Here is a 19,071-nt window from a genome sequence, read left to right on the forward strand (position 1 = left end):
AGGCCACGGCCATTGCGCTTACTTGGCCAGACCCAGGTACTTGTCGAGAGTCAGGTGGTGGTGACGGATGCGGCTTTCCTGGTAGCTGGCCAGGCTGACTGCACCTTTTTTCGAGGTCTTCAGGCCTTTGGTCATGGCGTCCAGGTTGCCCATGTCCTGATCGAACACCGGGCCCAGCGCGCCCAACTCAGGAGCCTTGGAGAAGTCCTGATCGTCGGGCAGGCGATTGAGTCTGGCCCCCTCCGGGCAAGGCGTGCCCTCGGGATAGCGGCCCAACAGCCATACATCGAACAGGCAGGCCTCGTGGTTGTCGCCATCGGGGATGGCGCGATAGACGATGTTGCCGAAGTAACCGGCCCACACCTGGGTGTTGGGAAACACCGAGTAGAGAATCGCGTCGAGCAACTCGGCATGGGTGGCGTGGCTCAAGTCCACGCCGGAAGCCTGGGCGTAAATGCCCCGGTTCAGCTCGCCGATGTACTCGCGGGTACTCATGCCCTCGGGCAACACATGCTTGCTGCTGTCAGAGTCGGCCATACGCCCGGATTCCTCGAGGATGTCATGCAGGATCAGCGCTTCGTCGACATCCCTGAGGTTGGAGCTGGTAACCGCCATGGGCGTGATGCTGCGGCTGATGTGGTCACCGTACATGTCGTACTGGCTGTCCACATCGCCGGTGAAGGTCATGATCTGCGGGTGGGTGGCACGGGTGTGCATGGATTCCATAAAGGCTTCCTGGGCCACTTTCCAGTTGCAGGCCATGCGCCGCTGCACGTGGGCGATGGACACGGAACGGTCGAGGTTGTAGTCCTTGAAGTGCTCCGGCAGTACATCCAGATGCTCGGCCAGCACTGGCGCATCCAGGTCCTGGTTGATGAAAACGAAGCCGGCCCAGGTGTCCACTTTCACTTCCGGCAGCTTCAGCTGGCAGGGCTCGAGATGCTTGAAGTCCCAGCTGGTGGGCATGCTCTTGAACTCGCCCTGCAGGTCCCAGGTAAAGCCGTGGTAGGGACACTTGAGCTGGTTGACCGCACCGCCGCCCATGCGCAGGGCGCGGCCGCGGTGCAGGCAGGAATTGTAGAAGCCGCGAATAACGCCATCCTGGCCGCGCATGACGATGATCGAGGTGTCGACGATGTCGTAGACCAGATGGTCGCCCGGCTTGTGGATCTCCTCCTCGCGGCAGACCATCTGCCAGGCCTTGGGCCAGAGCTTCTGCGCTTCCAGCTCGTGGAACCAGCGCGCGCTGTAACGCTCGACTGAGAGGTCGTCGTCGCTGAACTGTTGCGGATTCGGCTTGAGGAACGCCGGCACGGGCACGCTTTCCTGCTCGAGCAATTGCTGGAACAGATTGGGATCGCCTACATCTTCCGGTGGCAGCAGAGTGAATTTCGCGTACGTGGGATTGTTCATGCTAGCGCCCTCTTATTCTTGTTGAGCCCGTGTACCAAGCGCCTAGGGCGCTTCGAGAATGGTCACCGCGCTAACGCCCGGTGCACCGTAAACGTGGGTGTAGCCAAGGCGTGGCACACCGGGCACCTGACGGGCGCCGGCCTGCCGACGCAGCTGGGTGCAAACCTCGATAACCTGGCGCAGACCGGACGCGCCGACCGGTTCGCCGTTGGCCAGGCAACCGCCGTCGGTATTGACCGGCAGACGACCGCCAATATCGGTGGCACCGCTACGCAGCAACAGGCCCTGTTCGCCGTGTTCGCAGAAGCCGTTCTCGGCCAGGTGGATAAGCTCCGAACCGCTATCGGTGTCCTGCAACTGGATCACATCGATATCGTCGGGGCCGACACCAGCACTCTCATAAGCCGCCAGGGAGGCGGTCACCGTCGGCGCTGGCGCCTGGCGCGCGGCCAAGCCCGGGCTGAACACCTCGAACGAGCCGTGATGGCGGGTACGCATGACGGCGGCACGAACGATGATTGGCTTGTCGCTGTACTTGTGCGCCTGGCTGGCGCGGCACAGCACCAGCGCTGCGCCACCCTCGGCCGGGTTACAGAACATGTACTTGCGCAGCGGCAGATTGACCGGCATCGACTCGGCGATCTCGTCGAAGCTCAACTCACGGCGCCGCCAGGCGTGCGGGGTTAGCGCGCCATTGCGAAAGGCACGCTGGGCCACATGTACCAGCGACTCCTCGGCAATGCCGTGCTCATGCAGATAGCGCTGGGTCTTCAGGGCGAAGAACTGGGTGGTCAGCATCAACCCGGTCTCGCCGTACCAGTCTTCCAGGCCCCAATCGGCCGGCTGCGGGTTGAAGGCACCGCGCGGGTGCTTGTCGAAGCCGACGGCGAGACCGATCTCGGCCATGCCGGCGCGAATCGCCGCGACCACGCTGGCCAGGGCGCTGCCGCCGGTGGCGCAGCCGTTGGCCACATTGACGAAGGGAATGCCGGTGAGGCCCAGATGGTTGGCCAGGGCATCGGCATTGCCGGCATCCTGGCTGCCGCCATAGGCCACGCCGACCTGCTCCCAGCTCACCCCGGCGTCGCGCAGTGCCTCGCGCACGGCGAAGGCACCTTGGGCCTGCCCGGACAGGCCATCGGTGCGACCGAAAGGATGCATACCGATGCCAATGATGGCGATATCTTCCATTACAGGGCCCCCTCGGTCGTCGGGGCAAAGGCGAAGGTATGCAGCGGCTTCCCGTCCGCACGCTGGCCATAGCGCACCAGGCGCAGGACCATCGGCATGCCGATCGCCAACTCAGCCGGATCGGCGGTGGTCAGACGACTCTCGACCTTGACCCCGCTGGGCATCTGCACATAACCGACCCCATAAGGCTGGAAAGCCTCCTCGACCTCGCCGCCGTTATAGGGCGACTTGGGCATAAAAGCCTGAACCGTCCACGACCACAGCCGCCCCTGGCTGCCAATATCGCAGGCTGCCAGATCGCTGCCGCAACAGGCGGTGCAATTGTGCGCCGCAGGGAAATACACCTCGCCACACTGGCGGCATTTACTGCCGAGCAGGCTGAGCCCGGAGGCGCCCTGGGTAAGCAGGTGCGCCACGGGCAGATGTGGGAGCAGGCTGGTGGTATTGTTCATTATCGAAGCCTATTTAAAACCATCACATTTGTTTTTTATACACCTAAAAGAAAGGCGCTACAAGCGCCTTTCCTCTGCCTCGCAAGCTGTACCTGCGATTCAGTGGTTGTCTCTATATCGGGCGTCGCAACCTCTCAGGTTTCCACTTTGCTGCCGAGAATGTTGTAGGCCTCACGGAATTCACTCATGGCGGTTTTGGCCAGCAATTCGTGCAGGCGATCCAGGCGATCACCGCGCAGATAGGGTGAAGGATTCAGCGCCACACCCTGCAAGGTGTGCATGATCAGGTCCCGCAGGACCTCGCCGGTCTCGCGCAGTTCGACCTCGGCCCACACCGGAAAGCGCGTCACCATGCTCGCCGAGATGCGCTCATCGAGGGATTGCTCCAGCGGTGCCATCACTCCAAACAGTTCAGGATCGGTGCGCGCCCCGCGCATCAATTCATGGAATGCCAAAAAGGACCGCTGCATGAAATAGTCCTGCAGCACCTTGAGGGTCTGCAGCATGCTGGCCGGGGTCGGAAAACTACCCGCAGAGAGCGTCACATCCTTGATCGCCGCATCGTATTCCAGCACCCGGATATCGGTGATGTGCGCCGCGGCCGCGGCGAATACATCAGCCCGTGACTTGAAGTGATGGGTCATTGCGCCACGCGATACGCCCGCCTGCTTGGCAATCTTTTCGGTGGTGGTCTGGGTGTAGCCGATATCCACCAGGCAATCCATGGTGGCATCGAGAATATGCAGGCGCATGAGATGACTCTTCTCTGCCTGCCAACCACCGCTCTCGGACTTCATCCGCCGTGCCGGCCGCGTAGGTCGACTCGGGCTGTTCACTTGTTCTTCGCCGGTCATCCGTCCGTCCATTGGTTTCGCCTTTCAGAAGCCCAAAACACGGGCCGTGTACAGATTTCAGGTAGATTGCCGGCATCGCACAAAAAAAACAAACAGTTCTTAATTAATCGAAGAGTCCAGCACGCCACGCAGATATTTACGCCTGCTGCAGTGGGCGGTTCAGGACAAGCGGATCGAATGACCGCTGTCCACCGTCACCACCGAGCCGCTCATATAGGACGATGCCTCACTCGCCAGCAGCAACAACGGGCCATCCAACTCCTCATGACGCCCCAGACGCTTGGGCGGCAGACCGGCGATTTCCTTCATACCGGCCTCGGACTCATAGAAGGGATTGGTCATCTCGCTGGGAAAAAAGCCCGGGGCGATGGCATTGACCCGGATCGAGTGCGGCATCAGATCCAGCGCCATGTACTGGGTCATGTGAATCAATGCGGCCTTGGTGGTGCCGTAATTGAGGAAGCAGTACCTGGCCAGGTGACCGAGAATCGAGGCGATATTGATGATGGTGCCCGGCTGCCCCGCAGCGATCAGGCGCCTGGCCATTTCCTGAGCGACGAAGAATGGCCCGGACAGGTTGGCGTCCAGCAGCGAGTTCCACTGCTCGGGGGTCATCTCCTCGAAAGGCGCGGGATTCGACAGGCCGGCGTTGTTGATCAGCACATCGATCATGCCGAATTCACGCTCGGCCGTATCGTAGGCCAGCTTGATCGATTCGCGGTCGGTAACATCCATCACGCAGGCCATGGCCTGCCCGCCCCGCTCTCGAATAGCCGCGGCGACCGCCTCGACCCGCTCCAGCCGGCGCGCCACGCAGACCACCTTGGCCCCCGCCTCCGCCAACACGGCGGCGAAATGCGCACCAAGCCCCGAGCCCGCACCGGTCACCAGCGCGACTCGGCCCTGCAGGGAAAAGCGCGACAGCACGGCTGGATTATTGTTGTTTGTATTCATACTTTCACTCCTACTACGACTCACACCAGGTGCGCGGGATCGGCGAGTTGCGCCGCCAGATAACGACAGAAACGCGCGGCATCGGCACCGTTGATCACGCGGTGGTCATAACTCAGGGACAGGGGCAAAAAGTGCCTGACCTGCACCTGACCATCGACCATCACCAAGCGTTCGAACTCGCTGGTAATGCCCAGGATCGCCAGCTCGGGCGCATTGATGATCGGCGTGAACGCCGTGCCGCCAATCGACCCCAGGGAGCTGATGGTCATGCAGCCACCGCTCATCTCGCCGATTGGCAAGCCCTTGTCACGGGCCCGCCTGGCCTTGTCGGCCAGCTCGTCGGCCAGCTCCGCGATGGACTTCTGGTCGGCATCGCGGATCACCGGCACCAGCAGCCCCTGCGGGGTTTCCACCGCAACGCCGATATGAAAGTACTGCTTGAGCACCAGCTGCTTGCCATTCGGTGCCAGGGACGCGTTGAACTGCGGAAAAGCCTGGAGCGCATTGACCAGCGCCTTGATCAGGAACGGCAAGGGCGTCAGCTTGCGGCCCAGCTGTTCGGCGAGCAGACGACGGTGGCGGTGCAGCTCGTCGATACACGCCTCGTCGTGGTGGGTCACATGCGGAATCTGCGCCCAATTACGTCCGAGGAAAGCCCCGGCATAGAGCTGGTTGCGCGACAGGTCCAGCGTCTCGACCGCGCCAAACTGGCTGAAGTCGATCGTCGGCATGGCTGGCAGATTGGCCGGCCAGGGCAGAACTGGCGTTGTGCTCTGGGCCGTCATCAGAGTAACTCCCCGATGACGGTGCCAACCTCGTAGGTCTCCCCGGCGTTCTGGAGGATGCGCAACACCCCGTCGGCAGGTGCCTCGATTTCCTGCAGCGACTTTTCGCTCTCGATGCAGTACAGCGGGTCGCCCTTCTTCACCTCGGCACCATCGGCAACCATCCACTCGACCAGTGCGGCTTCGTTAACGGAAAAACCCAGTTTCGGAAGAATGATTTGCGTCGTCATGATCGGACCCGTCCTGTTTATTTAAGCGCTTCGAGAATGGCTGCGGTAATCCGCTCTTTGGTCGGAATAAAGGCATCTTCCAACGCCTTGGAGAACGGCACCGGCGAGCGCGCCGCACCGACCCGGCCGACCGGCACCTTCAATTCGTGGAACAGTTCTGCATGCAGGCGCGTGGCGATCTCGGCGCCTACGCCGAAGTCGACCTGGGCCTCGTGAGCGATCACCGCGCGGCCGGTCTTGCGTACCGAATCGAGCAGAGTCGGCATATCCAGCGGGGAGATGGTGCGCAGGTCGATCACCTCCACCGAAATACCCTGCTTTTCCAGCTCCTTGGCCACGGCCTGCACTTCGACCATGGTGCGGCTGTAGCTGATAACGCTGACATCGCTGCCTTCGCGCACGACTTTGGCCTTGCCCAGCGGCACCCGCTCGCCTGGCACCGGCGCTTCGCCCTGGGCGAAGTACAGCGGCAAACTCTCGATAAACAGGCAGGGGTCATCGTCGAAGATGCAGGACAACAGCAGGCCATAGGCATCGGCCGGATTGGACGGCGCGACCACCTTCATGCCGGCGGTATGGGCGAACCAGGCTTCCAGGTAATCCGCATGCTGGCCACCGGTGCCGAAGCCGGCGCCGGTGGCGGTACGGATGGTCAGCGGTACGTGGGTCTGGCCACCGGTCATAAAGCGCAGCTTGGCGGCATGGTTGACCACCTGATCCATGGCCACGGTGATGAAGTTCATCAGCATGATCTCGGCCACCGGGCGCATGCCGCCCAGGGCCGCACCGACGGCAGCGCCCATGATCGCCTGCTCGGCGATCGGCGTGGAGCGCACCCGCTCGGTACCGAAGCTGTTGGACAGCCCGGCGGTGCACTTGAACACCCCGCCGCCCTGCGGGTCGGCAACATCCTCACCGAGTACCACCACCGAGGTATCGGCTTCCATTGCGTGGTGCAGGGCCATGGCAATGGCCTGGGACATGTTCATGCGCTTGGCTTTGACCGCGGTCATGCGCGCTTCTCCTCGGCATAGACGTCCCGGCTCAGCTCGGACACGTCGGGATAGGGACTGGCCAGACCAAACTCGACGGCCTCTTCGAACTCGTCGGCATTGGCTTTTTCAAGGGTGCTGAGTTGTGCATCGCTGGCATGGCCGTGCTCGATCAGCCAGGCGCGATAGGCCGGCATCGGGTCGGCGGCAATCGCGGCGGCCATTTCGTCCTTGTCGATGTAATGGCTGTCATCGCCCAGCAAGTGACCGCGAAAGCGGAAGGTCTTGGCTTCCAGCAGGGTTGGCCCTAACCCGGCGCGAGCGCGCTCGATGGCCTCGCGGGCCGCACCCCACATCTCCAGAGCATCGTTGCCGTTGCACTGGATGCCGTGCATGCCGTAGGCGATGGCGCGGTCGACGATGTGCCGCGCGCCGGTGCCGTATTCGTACTTGGTGTGCTCGGCATAGCCGTTGTTCTGGCAGACGAACACCACCGGCAACTTCCACACCGACGCCAGGTTCAACGCTTCATGGAAGGCACCGATATTGGTCGCACCGTCGCCGAAGTTGCACACCGTGACCTGGCCGCTGCGCTTCAGTTGCGCCGCCCAGGCCAGGCCGTTGGCGATCGGCAGACCGGAGCCGACCACACCGGTGGTCACCGGCAGACCGGAGGCCAGGTGGGTGATATGCATCGGCCCGCCCTTGCCCTTGCAGGTGCCGGTAGCACGTCCCATGAACTCGGCGACGAAGGGCCGCAAGGGGATGCCCTTGGCCAACTGATCGTGAATGCCACGGTAGGTGGTGATGACGTAGTCGTCGGCGCGCAGATTGACCGAAATCGCCGCGGGGATGATCTCCTGGCCGCGGGTCGAGTAGTACGGCGAGGCAATCTGCCCGGCCTTGATCAACTCGATAAAACGGTCGTCGGCCGTCTTGATCAGGTTGGCCCTGCGGTAGATATCCAGCAACACCGCGGAATCCGGAGATTTGGCCTCAGCCATGGTGACCTCACATGTTCGTGACTTGTTGTGGTGAAAAACCAGGCCCGCAGGCCAGCCATGGAGACAATCTAGAACAAACTCTAACAAAAACCAACAGGTATGTTTGTATTTAATTAAATAAGCATTCGCTCAGCAACACCGTCCGCGCTCAAGGCGCGTCAAGCATGGCAACAGCCGTGCGAAGGCTATGTACCAGCAGTGTTGTCTTGAGACTTCGACGCTTAAGTGCGAGGGATCCCGTAGGGTGCGCGGGGCCTGTCCTGGTGAACGCGTAGCCACCAGGCAAGCTCTGAATGACAAGCCAATCAGTCGAGGTGCTAGCAGGTAGTTTTCAACGGTCTGCTAATGCTCGACGGTGCCGACGGCAGACACCGTGTACTTACGCACATCCACATTGGGCAGAGCGATATCCGCGACCTGCTTCAAGAAGGCGCGGATATGCGGCGACTTCAGGTGCTCGCTGAGGGCGGCGTCGGAGTCCCACTCCTCACTGATCCACAGCACATTGGGAATCTGGATATCGCGGGCAAAGGCATAGACGCGGCAGCCGGCCTCGGCCCGCGTGCGCTCGATTATGCCTGCGACAGCCGCCAGGTATTCGTCGATGCGGCCGTCTTCTATTTCCAGCCGCGCACTGATTGCAATAAGGCTCATAGCGCTTCCTTACTCTTGTTGTGATGGCCCGAGAGGCAGGTCTGGGTTCAGGTAGTGATCGATCCAGCGATGGAACTCCTGGTTGCCCACCTCGTTGCGGCCGAAGGTGACGTGCTCATGCGCACCGCTGGTCAACCCCTGCTGGATCTTCAGGCCGAGGCTGTAGTCCTCGGTGTCCACCACCTGCTTGAGCCAGTCCATCATGGTCTCGTTGGCTTGGCGCTGCTCCTCGTTCTGCGGTGCCTGGCGGTGGATGAAATGCAGCACGGTACGGTTCTCCCCCACTGTCGGCCCGGGGATTAGCTGGGCAACCTGGGTGATTTCCGGCGCGACGAAAATCGACACATTGGGGAACAGCGTGCGAACGAAGTCGTAGCCGTTGTTCTCATGCCGATGCAGCTGTTGCGGGTCTACCGCGCTGAGCTTGGCTTGCATGTCCTTCTGCGGGAAGCCGATCAGCTGATGCGGGCCGTAGAAATGGAAGGCCATCATGTTGGAAAAGGTGCGCTGGTGAATCGTCTCCGGATGCGCCGAGGCGAAGTGATAGCCCTCCAGATAACCGTCGTAGGCCACCTTCCAGTTGGCACCGTAAATTTCACGGTTGCCGCAGTAATGCCAGTCGGAAAACCCCAGTTGCTCAATGTCCTCGATCATACCGCCGAGGAAACCGGCGAAATCCATCTCCAGCCCTGGGGTCAGCACGACGAAAATCAGCCCGCCGCGCTCGTAGACCGGCAGTTGGGTCAAGCCCATGGCGGCCTTGTCGACATCGCCATAGGTGTCCTGCGCGGCGATGCGGATCAGGCTGCCGTCGTTGCCATAGACCCAGGCATGGTAAGGACAGGCGAACTTGTCGCACTTGCCGCTGCCTTCGGCCAGTTTCATCGCCCGGTGCGCGCAGACGTTGAGCATCGCGCGGACGCTGCCATCCTTCAGGCGAGTGAGCAGCAGCGGCGTGCCCATCAGGTCGAAGGCTTTGTAATTCCCCGGCTGGGCGATTTCTCCCGACAGCGCGGCGAGGATCGGCAGGCGCTTGAAGATTGCCTCCATCTCACGCTCGAACTGCTGCGGGTCGGTATAGCTCGCCGAGGGAATGCGCAGATTGGCGTCGACCTGATCGGTGCTGCGGGTCTCGATGTGATCGAGCAAACGCGCGGCGATGCGGTTATGGATTTCTTGTTGTTGTTCCATGATTTCTCCTCCAGTCGGAGATATTTCGGCAACCCGACCTAAACGCTATAGAAACAGAGTCGTCTGTTTTTCAAAAGCTTTAACAACCAATCGCTGCTAGCACCAACACATGCAGCCCTCGCCCAGGCATCGCTGAGCTGCCAATGCATAAGCCTGTCAACTCAGGGCGCTGGCACGCGCGCCGATGGCGGCCTGCCAGCGAGCTAAATTGACGCACCGCTCGCTGTCGAGCCCCTGTCCGACCTGGGCGCCGAACTGCAGAAAGCAGAACAGCAGCAAATCGGCCACGCTCAGGCGCTCGCCACAAACGAAGGCTTGCTCGCCTAGCTGCTCGTCGAGCCAGCACAGCCCCTCGGCAGCGGCCCGCTTGAGCTGATCGGCTGCCTGCGGATAACAAGGCACGCGGTTTTTGAACAGTTCGAAGCCCTCGGCGGCGCGGAACCCCGCAGTCATCGGCTGAACCACCGACTGCTCGACCCGGCGGCACCACATGCGCGTTTGCGCTCGCTGCAAGGCTGTCGCCCCGATCAGCGGGATACCAGGGAAAGCCTCTTCAAGGTATTCGCAGATCGCCGCGGTCTCGCTGATCACCTGGCCGTCATCGAGCTCAAGAACCGGCGTGGTGCCGGTCGGGTTGAGCGCGAGAAAGCCCGCTTGGCGATTTTCACCACCGATGATGTCGACCTCGACCGTCGGCAGCTGGATGCCCTTCTCCGCAGCGAACATGCGTACCAAGCGCGGATTGGGCCCGATCGAACTGTAAAGTTTCATCCACCCTACTCCCTCGGCCCGCGGCTCAGAACTGCACGCGCTTGGTGTAACCGCCATCGATGACCAGGTTGCTGCCGGTGATATACGACGCCATCGGGCTGGACAGGAAGACCATCGAGCGCGCCACGTCCTCGACCTTGCCAAAGCGGCCCAGGGGCATTTCCGCCAGGGTCTTGGTGTACAGCTCGGGCATCGCTTCCTTGATCGCCGTCCAATTGCCGCCCGGGTACTCGACCGGGCCGGGGCAGATCATATTGACCCGGATGTTCTTCGCCGCCCACAGCTGCGACAGCTGTTTGCCGTAGGTGATGATCGCCGCCTTGATGGCATTGAACGCCTGCGGGTAGATGAAGGTTTCCACCGCCGCGGTGCTCGACATCAGGATCACCGAGCCTGCATCGCTGGCGCTCAGCGCCTCTTCAAGCGTCTGGCAGCCGGTCACCGCGCCCATCATGTCGAGGCGGAAGCTCATATCCCAATCCATGGTGCCCTGGGCACCCGAGGAACTGGCGTTGTGGATAAAGATGTCGCAGCCGCCCAGGCGCTCAACCGCCGAATTCAGCCAAGCCTCGTAGGCCGCGCCGTCGTTCATATCGAAGGCATCGCCGTAGACCGCACCGCCATGCACCTGCAGCGCCGTCACCGTATCCGCGACGCGCTGGGCATCGCGGGAGAAAAAGGCGATGTCGCAGCCTTCTTGCGCGTAAAGCTCCAGTGCAGCCCGGCCGATGCCGCGACTACCGCCGTTGATGATGACTTTTTTCCCGCGAAGTCCGAGATCCATTGGGTTAGCTCCTCAGCGTAATTTGATCGACCGACACACGCCGGCCAGAGTTAATTCGCGGTCTGATCGAGGCGCGCTGCCCAGTTCAGGCCGCGACGCAGCAGTTCGTAGAAAGTTGGGTGATCCCAGGCGCAGCGATCGACCTGTGGCCAGAAATCCATCAGCGGGCGCAAATCGTAATGGCCGCGACAATGACCGAGGGTCAGGTAGAGCACGGCGCCCTTGCCCAGGGGCCGCAGATAAAGCACCGGATGGCGCTGGGCCGACCACTGGTCACGGACGAAACCGGGGGTTTCGCCCTCGAACTCGGTATCCAGCAACACCTCGACCTCGGTCGTTATATCCATCAGGTAACGCTCGTCGGTCACCTCGAACGGCTCGATGCCATGTACCAGCGGGTGTTCGGGCTTGGCCACGTCGACGCGGAACGGGGCGATCGGCGGGTGCGAGGCAAACTGCGAGCCGAGCGTTGCCATCAAATGCGGTGCCCAGTCGGGGGTATCCACCAGGCCGTTGTCGAGAAAACGCAGAATCGAGTTGGTGCCGTGCAACGCATACCAACGCCCGCCCTGCTCCAACCATTGGCGCAGGGCGATCTGCTGCTCCAGGCTGGGAATGACTTCACAGGTGTAGGTCAGCAGAAAGTCAGCGGCGCAAATGGCCTCCAGATCCCTGTAGTCCTCAAACACGCGCACGCGAATGCGCTGGTTTTCGCCGAGCAGCTTGAGCAGTTCCAGGCGAGCGAAATCGATATCGTGGTATTTGCCAGCAGCCACAAAAACACAATCAATTCTGCCTGTTTGTTTAATTTCCATGTCGTTGCTCTGTTCCATGACTATTCCTCAGGCGCTGGCTGTCGCAGCCAGCACCTTTTCCACCGCGGCAAACCGACGGGCGATGTCCTGGCCCATGTTGTCGCGGCCGGCACCGATAATCAGCGCGACCTTGCCTTCGCGTCCGTTCATCAGACGGTTCCCTCTGCGACTGCATGGGCGGTGGGCTGCTCGCCGGGCGAGCACTGAGCGCGTGCGGATTCGCCCTGAAGCAGGAAGTGGGAAAGTGCCGGTACCAGAATCAGCGCGCCGAGCATGTTCCAGGCGAACATAAAGGTCAGCAGGATGCCCATATCGGCCTGGAACTTGATCGGCGACCAGGCCCAGCTGATCACGCCGGCGGCCAGGGTCACGCCGACCAGCGCCACCACCTTGCCAGTGGTCGCCAGCGCCTTTTTGTAAGCCTCGGCCACCGGCATGCCGAGACGCTGGAAGGCCAACTGAATGCTCAGCAGATAGATCGCGTAGTCGATACCGATGCCCACCCCGAGGGCAACCACCGGCAAGGTGGCGACCTTGATGCCAATGCCCAGGTGCACCATCAACGCTTCGGCGAGAATCGAGGTAAGAATCAGCGGCACCAGGGCCACGACCACCGCACGCCAACTGCGGAAGGTGATCAGACACAGCAACGCCACGGCCGCATAGACGTAGAACAACATCTGCCGGTTGGCGCCCTTGACCACGATATTGGTCGCCGCATCCACGCCCGAGTTACCGGCCGCCAGCAAGAACTTGCGGTCCTCGGTGTCATGTTCGGCGGCAAACGCACTGGCCACCTTGACCACACGATCGAGGGTTTCAGCCTTGTGGTCGGCCAGGTACGCCACCACCGGTGTCAGGGTGCAACGGGTGTTCAGGTACTCGGAGTTCCAGGACACCGCATTGCCGATTTGCGCATCGATGATGCCCTGGTTGTCGCTGATCGTGGACCACTTCGGATTGCCCTCGAACATCCCGGCGGTATAGCCGCGTACCGTGTCGGCCAGCGAGGCGGTGCGCTGTACGCCGGGCACCTGCGCCAGCTGCCAACTCAGGCGATCGACTTCCGTCAGCGTTTCATAAGTGCGGCAGCCATCGTCACCGGTTTTCACCATCACCGCGAACACATCGCTGGAAATGCTGTAGTGCGAAGTGATAAAGGCATTGTCCAGGTTATAGCGCGAATCCGGGCGCAGCTCCGGCGCACCGGCATCCAGATCGCCGACCTGCAGCTGCAGCGAGGTCATAAAGCCCCAGACGCCCAGCGCCAAGCCGACCAGCAAGGCACCTACGGCCCAGCGTCGTTCGGTAAAGCGCTCGAGGGTCGACCATACATGGCCAAAACCGGAAGCATGCCGGGAGTCGGCCTGCTCCACCGCCAGACTGCGCTGCGCCGCCTTGGGCGTAACGCCGACATAGGACAGCAGCACCGGGATCAGAATCAGGTTGGTGAAGATCAGCACCCCGACGCCAATACTGGCGGTCAGGGCCAGTTCGCGGATCACCGGGATATCGATGATCATCAATACGGCAAAGCCCACCACGTCCGCCAACAGCGCGGTCACACCGGCCAGAAACAGGCGGCGGAAAGTATAGCGAGCAGCGACCAGGCGGTGGGTACCACGGCCGATGTCCTGCATGATGCCGTTCATTTTCTGCGCGCCATGGCTGACGCCGATGGCGAACACCAAAAACGGCACCAGCATGGAGAATGGATCGAGGTTGTAACCGAACAGCGCGATCAGACCCAATTGCCAGACCACCGCCATGATCGAACAGCACAGCACCAGCAAGGTACTGCGAATGCAGCGGGTATAGGCATAGATGATGACGGCGGCGATAAGCACGGCAGCGAGGAAGAACAGCGCGACCTTTTCCAGCCCGGCGATCAGGTCACCGATCATCTTGGCGAAGCCGATCACATAGATATTGACCTTGGCCTGCTCGCCCTCACCATAGCGCTGGCGGATCGTCTCGATCGATTGCGACAGCGCCTGATAATTCACCGCCTTGCCTTCGGCATCCCTGGCCATCAGCGGCACCACTATCATGCTCGAGCGATAGTCATGCGCCACCAGGCTGCCAACCGCATCGGCACGGCCGATATTGATGCGCAGGTCTTCGATCGAACGCGCCGAGCCGTCGTAATCGTTGGGCAATACCGGGCCACCGGTGAAGCCCTCCTCGGTGACCTCGGTCCAGCGCACCACCGGGGTGAAGATCGACTTCATCCAGGGCCGATCGACCCCTTGCAGGATGAATATCTCGTCATTGATCTTGGCCAACTCGGCCAGGTACTCGGCATTGAAAATATCGCCGTCCCGGGCCTCCACCACGATGCGCACCGAGTCACCGAGACCACGTAATTCGCTGCGGTTGTCGAGAAAATTCCGGATGTATTCCTGCCCATGCGGCAGCATTTTTTCGTAACTGGCGGCGATCTTCAGATCGCGCAGTTGCAGCCCGAGAAACAGGGTCAGCAGCACGCAACTGGCGATTATCAGCACGCGGCTATTGAAGATCAGTTGCTCGAGCAAGCTGCCGGAGCGGCCATCGAAGTCCTTGAGGTCTTTGATCACAGCCATTTTTGCGGCCTCAGTGACGGTAGCCATAGCCAGCTCCAAGCAAGGTGGACATCTGATCGGAGGTGCTATCGACTAAGGCACTCGATTCCTTGGTCTTGATCGCCGCGAGCGCCAACGTCTCGCGCTGCACACCGCTGGCGCCCACCAGGGTCAGGTTGCCATCCACCCCGGCCACCAGGCCAAACAGCGGCATCGACTGCTTGAGCTGCACCCGGCTGAAGCTCCGGCCTTCATCCATGCTCAGCTGCACCTCGCCGGCCAAGTTGGTCAGCAATAAATGCCCGCTCGGTAAAAACACCCCAGCGCTGATACCGGCCTGGGTATCGACCGGGATACGCGCCCAATTCGCACCCTCGTCGGTGGAGCGAAACACACTGCCGCGCATGCCGAAAGCGATCAGGCTTTTACCGTTACTGGTCGCGCCGAACAGCGTGCCGGCATAGTCGGTAGGGATGGCGGCGAATGACGCCTGATCGTGGCCCATGCGCCAGACCATGCCCTGCTCGCCGGTTATGTAGAGCGCCCGCGCGTCGGCACTGAGCGAATAGAAATGCAGCTCGTTGGGATTGTCGATCCGGTGCTGCCAGGGTTCCCAGGTCTTGCCCCCGTCGAGCGTTTTAAGAATCCGGTTGAACAACCCGACCACGAAGCCGACCTGTTCATTAATGAAATGCACCGCCATCAGCGGCTGCGTACCGCCATAGCCAATCAAGCTCTGCTCGCGGTCGAGATACAACTGCGCGTTCTCCAGCGCACCGCCACGTGCCTTGTCCGTGTAGTAATCGAGGATCAGCTTGGATGCCTGCTGCCCATCCAGTTGCAACGCCCAGTTGAAGCCGCCGTCCTCGCTATGCAAAACCACCCCGCCATGGCCCACGGCCCAGCCGTGTTGCGCGCTGGGGAAACTCACTGCCACCAGATCACTGCTGACAGGAACCCGTGCCTGCGTCCAGTTATGACCAGCGTCTTCGGAAAGGGCGATATGCCCACGCTGCCCCACCGCTACCCTACGCTCGCCAGCCATGGCAACGGCAATCAGCGGGCTCATAAGCAATTTCTCGCTCATCGCCGCGGCAACCCGCGTCGGCTCTTCAAACGCCTGAACATAGCCACAGGTCATCAGCCAGATACTCAGCAAGAAGACCCTGCAATCAGAAACAGCAAAGACTCGCATCGAAACTCTCCATCCGCAGCCCATATACCTCACCCATCAGCATGTGGCGCGGCAAAAAACTCCGCCGCGCCACTGCTCGGGGCCCGTTAGCGAATACCGCCGCCAGTCAGCGCTGAGGCTGAGAAGGTATTGGTCGGTACCGGATCGGCGGTATACCAGCCGGTTTTACCGGTGGAGTAGGCCTGACGGGTGTAGGCGCCACTGGCCAAGTCATACACGGCGAACTGGCCGCTGATATGACCGGCCGACTCGTAGAATGGGAAGGATTCTGACTGCACCACACGGTAGACCTTGCCGGTGCTGTCATAGGAATCGGCCATACCCACACCGAGGTAATCCTCGTCCCAGTACAGCGTGCGAGTCGGGTAGATATGACGCTTGCCGGGCTTCAGCTTGCCGTTGACCACCCAGACCCGGTGCAGCTCCCAGCGCATGCAATCCGGGTTGATGAAGTTCGGCGTATGCACCTGGTCCTTACCGCACGTGCTCTGATCCTGGATCTTGAACATGTTGTAGGGGATGTAGATTTCCTTTTTGCCGACCAGGGTGAAGTCATAGCGGTCGAACGCGCCATAGAACACTGAAGCATCGTCCACTGTGCCGACCCCTGCACCGGTCGGCGATGGCGTGTCGTAACCTACGTCCGGTGCCAGCTTCACCCGACGCTGACCCACGACATAACTCCAGGCACGCCGCGGGTTGGTGATCATGTTGATGCCATCGTGCAGCACCAGCTTTTCCCCGGCCTTGCGCGCCGGCGCGTTGTAGTCCGCCCGATACATCTCGTTGAGCTCATCACCGACCAACTTCGAGTTCTGCTTGTCGATCCACAGCGGATATTGGTTCCACTGTTTCCAACCCGCGGTGTTGATCACGGCACCATTGGCATCGACCACCGTGGTCATCAGATCGTCGGCGCGAAATGCGGCCTGCTCGAACTTGAAGATGCGGTTCCACATCACTTCCTGACCGTTCTTCGGTATCGGGAAAGGCGCGCCAGCCCAGCAGTTGCTGACGGACAAGCCCTCTGCAGTCAGGCTGCACTCGGTGGCGTTTTTCTTGCTGTTTTCCAGGTAGAAGTCCGGGTAGCGCGCGGTGCGATGCGTCGGATAGACATCTATACGGAAATTCGGGTACTTGGCGAACAGCGCCTTGGTGCCCTCGGTCAGTTTGTCCGCGTGCTCGGCCATGTTGGCGGAGGTGATGGTCAGCACCACTGGCTCGTCGGCAAAGGGATCGGGTCGAATGCCCGGTTTGCTCGGGTCATAGTTGGCCGGTGGCTCAATCCCGCCGCTGTAAGCCGGGATGGTACCTGCCGCATTACCGGCGATCTCGGCACCCCAAGGGGTCAGCGTCGTGCCCAGTTGCTTGGCTTCTTCAGGGGATACGGCGGCCAGCAGCGAGCCGCTGACGGTCATACCGATGACTGCAGAGAGCAGTTTTATTGTGCGCTGCATCTTGTTCGCCTCTTTTATTGTTGTAATCAGAAGGTGGTCTTTAGCGTCAGGGACAGCCAGCCACGGTCATTCTGCGTGCCGCTGCCATTGAAACCGATGATCTGATCGGTGCCTGGTGCCTGGACGTAGTCGCCGAAATAGTCGTTGTAGGCCAGGTTGACCTTGTACTTCGAGTGAATGTCGAGTCCCACGCCAACGCTCCAGTTTCCGGCGTTCTCGGCCGCGCCCAGGGGTGCCGGCGAATTGCCCTTGAGGCCCATACCGAAGTTCAGCGGCAGGGTCATGTCGATGCCCGGAAAGACCTGATACCAGGTCGGAGTGAAGGCGACGTTCATGCCCCAGGCCTCATCGCTCACACAGCCACCCTTCTTGCCCAGGGTGCAGCCATGATCCTCATGCTGGGCTTCGAACTGAGCCTTGGTCGCACGGCTGACCTTGTCCAGGCGCGTGTAGGTCAATTCGGCCTGCAGTGGTGCCGCATCGAACAGCGGAGTTTGGCCGAAATAGGCAATCATGTTGACCAAGGCGTGCCAGGTGTCGCCACGCGCGTTACCGGCCAGGGCGGTATCCTCACGCCGTGACAGTTCGGCACCGACCGAGACCGAACCAACCAGGCGGTTGTAGCTCAGACCGTAGAGTTTCACGTCCTCGGCATAGTCGTTGAAGAGCACCCCGCTGACCGGATCGAACGCCACGTTGGGCATGCGGTCATCGAACTTGCGGTAATACAAACCGACGTTGCCGTCCAGGATATCGGACTGGATCATCGCATTGAGGCCAAAGCTGCCCTTGTCGTCTGGGGTCTTGTTCGGCCCGCGGTCCACATCGCCGACGTAGGACAGACCGCCAAGGACCTGGCCGCCCAACAGGGTGACATCGCTGACGCCCAGGTAGGTGCCACCGTCGGGAAAACGGTGCGGATCCCACTCCATGTAATAGTTGGCCGCCACGCTGATCTTGTCGGTCAGCTGCGCCGAAGCGGACAGCTGGTTCTGCGGCAGGAACAGCTCCTTGACCTCGATGCCCGGCGTCGCAACGGCTTTGCGCAGATCCAGCGGCCCCTGACCGTAGGAAATACCATCGCCAATGGTAAACAGCGCCTCGCCCCAATAGAGATTGTGGCGACCCGCACGAATGTTGAGCGGCACGCTGCCCAGATCGAGCCTGGTGAAGACAAAGGCATCGAGAATTTCGCCGGAGCGCTTGTTGTAACGCTCCACGTCGCTGGTGAACCTGTTGTTCGGGTAGGGTGTACCGCCGAAGGCAGAGTTGAACTTGACCTTGTCGTCGTATTCGAAGTCGTTCCAACCCGCCGCCGACACACGGAAGCCGTGGTTGTCTTTATAGACAAAGTCGAACTCGCTGAAGATGTCGACACGGTTGGTCACCAGGTCGCCCTTGTCGTGGGACAGGGTGGGCGAGTTGAAGCCGGCGGAGTTCACCAGGTTCTTGTCGCGCCCCTCAACCCGCCAGCCGGCGTTGTACTTCAGCGTGTTGTCCCAACGCACGGCCAGATCCGGGTTGCCCGTGTCGATGTTGAATGCACTGGCTGGCTGACTGGCAAGCGCCAGCGCCGCCGCACTGATTGCCGTCGCCAGGTGCACCCTGACAAACCTCTCCACCTTGGTTTTTTTATTCTTATTCATTGGATTCTCCGAACTGAGTTGAGTCGGCAGTCGACCAAGTGTACCGACATATTAAAACCAGCATGATCGTTTTATTTTATCTGTTTCGTCTCACACCCTTGCTTGTCTCAATCCTGGTC

19 protein-coding genes are annotated in these 19,071 nt (G+C 61.1%); all 19 read right to left on the reverse strand.

All coding sequences use genetic code 11. The features are described from left to right. Positions 1-18: 18 nt before the first annotated feature. The 19 genes from VMP31_RS21855 to VMP31_RS21945 all read right to left on the reverse strand — a co-directional run bounded on the left by VMP31_RS21855 (position 19) and on the right by VMP31_RS21945 (position 18,952). On the reverse strand, positions 19-1,413 hold the full coding sequence (locus VMP31_RS21855; RefSeq protein WP_325509808.1) for an aromatic ring-hydroxylating dioxygenase subunit alpha: 1,395 nt from the start codon (positions 1,411-1,413) through the stop codon (positions 19-21). Positions 1,414-1,455: 42 nt separating this feature from the next. Next, positions 1,456-2,604, reverse strand: a complete 1,149-nt coding sequence (locus VMP31_RS21860; protein ID WP_325509809.1) for a thiolase family protein — start codon at positions 2,602-2,604, stop codon at positions 1,456-1,458. After that, positions 2,604-3,056 carry a Zn-ribbon domain-containing OB-fold protein gene (locus VMP31_RS21865; RefSeq protein WP_325509810.1) on the reverse strand — a complete coding sequence of 151 codons (453 nt, stop codon included), beginning with the start codon at positions 3,054-3,056 and terminating at the stop codon, positions 2,604-2,606. The genes VMP31_RS21860 and VMP31_RS21865 overlap by 1 nt, the downstream gene beginning before the upstream one ends. Positions 3,057-3,190: 134 nt before the next feature. Continuing rightward, entirely contained in the window at positions 3,191-3,808 is a 618-nt protein-coding gene (locus VMP31_RS21870) for a helix-turn-helix domain-containing protein (RefSeq protein ID WP_325509811.1), read from the reverse strand. 261 nt (positions 3,809-4,069) lie between these two features. Further along, positions 4,070-4,864, reverse strand: coding sequence for an SDR family NAD(P)-dependent oxidoreductase (locus VMP31_RS21875; RefSeq protein ID WP_325509812.1), 795 nt, complete (start codon positions 4,862-4,864; stop codon positions 4,070-4,072). 20 nt (positions 4,865-4,884) lie between these two features. Continuing rightward, positions 4,885-5,649, reverse strand: a complete 765-nt coding sequence (locus tag VMP31_RS21880; RefSeq protein WP_325509813.1) for a 2-oxo acid dehydrogenase subunit E2 — start codon at positions 5,647-5,649, stop codon at positions 4,885-4,887. Then, positions 5,649-5,879: a lipoyl domain-containing protein gene (locus tag VMP31_RS21885; RefSeq protein ID WP_325509814.1), complete on the reverse strand. Its 231-nt coding sequence runs from the start codon at positions 5,877-5,879 to the stop codon at positions 5,649-5,651. Before VMP31_RS21885 ends, VMP31_RS21880 begins: the two co-directional genes overlap by 1 nt. A gap of 17 nt (positions 5,880-5,896) precedes the next feature. Beyond that, positions 5,897-6,892 carry an alpha-ketoacid dehydrogenase subunit beta gene (locus VMP31_RS21890; RefSeq protein ID WP_325509815.1) on the reverse strand — a complete coding sequence of 332 codons (996 nt, stop codon included), beginning with the start codon at positions 6,890-6,892 and terminating at the stop codon, positions 5,897-5,899. Continuing rightward, the gene (locus VMP31_RS21895) at positions 6,889-7,875 is read right to left on the reverse strand and encodes a thiamine pyrophosphate-dependent dehydrogenase E1 component subunit alpha (protein WP_325509816.1); all 987 of its coding nucleotides are present in this window, start codon (positions 7,873-7,875) and stop codon (positions 6,889-6,891) included. Before VMP31_RS21895 ends, VMP31_RS21890 begins: the two co-directional genes overlap by 4 nt. A gap of 342 nt (positions 7,876-8,217) precedes the next feature. Beyond that, positions 8,218-8,529 carry a putative quinol monooxygenase gene (locus tag VMP31_RS21900; RefSeq protein WP_325509817.1) on the reverse strand — a complete coding sequence of 104 codons (312 nt, stop codon included), beginning with the start codon at positions 8,527-8,529 and terminating at the stop codon, positions 8,218-8,220. A gap of 9 nt (positions 8,530-8,538) precedes the next feature. Beyond that, on the reverse strand, positions 8,539-9,720 hold the full coding sequence (locus VMP31_RS21905) for an aromatic ring-hydroxylating oxygenase subunit alpha (RefSeq protein ID WP_325509818.1): 1,182 nt from the start codon (positions 9,718-9,720) through the stop codon (positions 8,539-8,541). Positions 9,721-9,876: 156 nt separating this feature from the next. After that, the gene (locus tag VMP31_RS21910) at positions 9,877-10,491 is read right to left on the reverse strand and encodes a glutathione S-transferase family protein (RefSeq protein ID WP_325509819.1); all 615 of its coding nucleotides are present in this window, start codon (positions 10,489-10,491) and stop codon (positions 9,877-9,879) included. 25 nt (positions 10,492-10,516) lie between these two features. Beyond that, on the reverse strand, positions 10,517-11,275 hold the full coding sequence (locus tag VMP31_RS21915; protein WP_325509820.1) for an SDR family NAD(P)-dependent oxidoreductase: 759 nt from the start codon (positions 11,273-11,275) through the stop codon (positions 10,517-10,519). 50 nt (positions 11,276-11,325) lie between these two features. After that, positions 11,326-12,051, reverse strand: a complete 726-nt coding sequence (locus tag VMP31_RS21920; RefSeq protein ID WP_325509821.1) for a ThuA domain-containing protein — start codon at positions 12,049-12,051, stop codon at positions 11,326-11,328. 66 nt (positions 12,052-12,117) lie between these two features. Continuing rightward, on the reverse strand, positions 12,118-12,240 hold the full coding sequence (locus VMP31_RS21925; RefSeq protein ID WP_325509822.1) for a hypothetical protein: 123 nt from the start codon (positions 12,238-12,240) through the stop codon (positions 12,118-12,120). After that, positions 12,240-14,702, reverse strand: a complete 2,463-nt coding sequence (locus tag VMP31_RS21930; protein ID WP_325509823.1) for an efflux RND transporter permease subunit — start codon at positions 14,700-14,702, stop codon at positions 12,240-12,242. Before VMP31_RS21930 ends, VMP31_RS21925 begins: the two co-directional genes overlap by 1 nt. Continuing rightward, complete coding sequence (locus VMP31_RS21935; protein ID WP_325509824.1) at positions 14,686-15,813, reverse strand: WD40/YVTN/BNR-like repeat-containing protein; 1,128 nt, start codon at positions 15,811-15,813, stop codon at positions 14,686-14,688. Before VMP31_RS21935 ends, VMP31_RS21930 begins: the two co-directional genes overlap by 17 nt. 122 nt (positions 15,814-15,935) lie before the next feature. Further along, complete coding sequence (locus VMP31_RS21940; protein WP_325509825.1) at positions 15,936-17,306, reverse strand: DUF1329 domain-containing protein; 1,371 nt, start codon at positions 17,304-17,306, stop codon at positions 15,936-15,938. Positions 17,307-17,332: 26 nt separating this feature from the next. Then, positions 17,333-18,952, reverse strand: coding sequence for a DUF1302 domain-containing protein (locus VMP31_RS21945; protein WP_325509826.1), 1,620 nt, complete (start codon positions 18,950-18,952; stop codon positions 17,333-17,335). Positions 18,953-19,071 lie beyond the last annotated feature (119 nt).

Origin of the sequence: Pseudomonas sp. (assembly GCF_035512415.1) — a bacterium.
Lineage (GTDB): Bacteria > Pseudomonadota > Gammaproteobacteria > Pseudomonadales > Pseudomonadaceae > Aquipseudomonas.